The organism is Streptomyces sp. NBC_01485 (assembly GCF_036227125.1).
In the GTDB taxonomy this organism is placed as follows: domain Bacteria; phylum Actinomycetota; class Actinomycetes; order Streptomycetales; family Streptomycetaceae; genus Streptomyces.
Map to the genome: position 1 here is coordinate 4,282,368 of NZ_CP109435.1, position 1,980 is coordinate 4,284,347.

At 71.4% G+C, this 1,980-nt stretch carries 2 protein-coding genes; one reads left to right on the forward strand and one right to left on the reverse strand.

Annotated elements, in window-relative coordinates:
- The first annotated feature begins 38 nt into the window (after positions 1–38).
- Entirely contained in the window at positions 39–506 is a 468-nt protein-coding gene (locus tag OG352_RS19555) for a flavin reductase family protein (RefSeq protein WP_329223891.1), read from the forward strand.
- A 52-nt stretch (positions 507–558) separates the two neighbouring features.
- On the opposite strand, the gene OG352_RS19560 is transcribed toward OG352_RS19555, so the two are convergent.
- Positions 559–1,929 (reverse strand): aminotransferase-like domain-containing protein, encoded by a 1,371-nt coding sequence (locus OG352_RS19560; protein ID WP_329218542.1) that lies wholly within the window; start codon positions 1,927–1,929, stop codon positions 559–561.
- Positions 1,930–1,980: the final 51 nt, after the last annotated feature.

Consider the following 1,980-nt stretch of genomic DNA (forward strand, 5'->3'; position numbering starts at 1 on the left):
CGCATTTCGGAGAACGTGGCTTGAACTTCAGGGAAGTGATGTCCCGCTTCGCCACCGGCGTGACGGTGATCACCGTGGGCACGGAGCAGTTGCACGCCATGACGGCGAACGCCTTCACCTCGGTGTCGCTCGCACCGCCCTCGGTGCTGTGCAGTGTGGGGCACGGTGCGGTGATGCACCGGGCGCTCACCTCCGCCGGCCGGTTCGCCGTCAACATCCTCGGCGCCGGTCAGGAGGGCCTCGCCCGGCACTTCGCCGACAAGGGCCGGCCGCTGGGCGCCGCGCAGTTCGACGGCGTGGAGTGGCGGCCCGGCGAGCGCACCGGGGCACCGCTGCTGGCCGGGTCGCTGGCCTGGGTGGAGTGCGAACTCACCGCCGCGCACTCCTTCGGCGACCACACGATCTTCATCGGTACGGTGCTGGACGCCGCCCACGCGGACGGCGTACACCGCGACGGCGGCCGGGGCCTGCTGTTCGTCAACGGCCAGTTCGGACACACCGGTTGAGCCGTACGAGCCGTACGAGCCGTACGAGCCGGTGCCCCGGGGGGCCGGCCCGCTACGCGGGAAGCCCCACCGGTCGGGCCAGGTTCAGTTCGGACAGGCGTCGCGTCAGCAGGTCCGCCAGTCGGTCCAGGCCGGTTTCGATCTCCTCCGGCGTCAACAGGCTGCAGGAGAGGCGGAGTTGGTTCTCGCCGCCGCCCGCGCCGTCGTAGAAGTGCCGCATCGGCGTCCACAGCACGCCGTGCTCGCGGGCGGAGCGTTCGAGCAGCGCCTCGTCGGCGGGGAAGGGCAGCGTGAGGACGACGAAGAACCCGCCGGTCGGGGTGTTCCAGTGGATCCGCCGCACGTCGCTGTCCTGGGAGCTGTCCTGGGAGCCGTCCTGGGCGAAGCGGGACCGTAGCCCGTTCAGGACCAGGTCCAGGTTGCGCCGGTAGACGCCGATCGCGCCCGCGTTCGCCCGGACCAGGCTGTAGTCGTGCTCCAGGAGCTGGCCGGCCACCACGGCCTGGGCGAGCGGTGACGTGTTCACCGTCACCATGCTCTTGATCTTCGCCAGTTCGTCGGCGAGGTACCCGGCCGCCCCGCCGCCCGCCGCCCCGCCGCCCGAGGTCACCCGCTGGTCGGCGACCATGAACCCGACCCGGGCGCCGGGGAGGGTCGTCTTGGCGAACGAGCCCAGGTAGAGCACGCGTTGGGTACGGTCCAGGGCCTTCAGCGTCGGCAGGCGCTCCCCGTGGCCGGTCCCGGTGAACAGGCCGTACGGGTTGTCCTCGATGAGCAGGATGTCCTCGTCCTCGGCCACCTCGATCAGGCGCCGGCGGGTGGCGAGGTCGAGGGAGATGCCGGTGGGGTTGGAGAAGTCCGGCACCACGTAGAGGCAGCGGGGGCGCAGACCGCGTGCCCGTGCCTCGCGCAGCCGGGCCCGCAGATCGTCGAAGTCGACCCCGAGGTCGCCGGACGCCACCCGCAGAACGGGCATCCCGACCAGCTTGGCCGCGCCGCTGAAGCCCATGTACGTGGGCGAGACGGCCAGCGCCACGTCCCGTTCGTCGCGGCACAGCACGCGCAGCGCCAGATACATGGCCTCCTGCGCCCCGACCGTGATCACGATCGACTCGGGGTCCGCGTCGATGTCCTCGTCCACCGCCAGATGACGGGCGACCAGCTCGTGGATGACCCCCTTGGTCCGCCCGTACTGGAACAGCGTCCGCATGACGTCGTGGTCGCTGAGGCCCGGCTGCGAGGAGAGGAACTCCTGGTAGCGGTGCAGGTGGCGGGTGAGGTCGCGGACGTCGAAGAAGTCCTCGGTGGGGCGTCCGGCGGCGAAGGACACCGCGTCCGGGTGGCGGCCCGCGACCTCGTTGAGGAAGGTCATCGATTCGAGGAGCGGGTCGCCCAGGGCGGCGTTCAGGTCCGAGAGTTCCATGCCGCCCACTCTCCGGCCGGGGGCGGCCGGAGGCATCGGCGATGACCACCG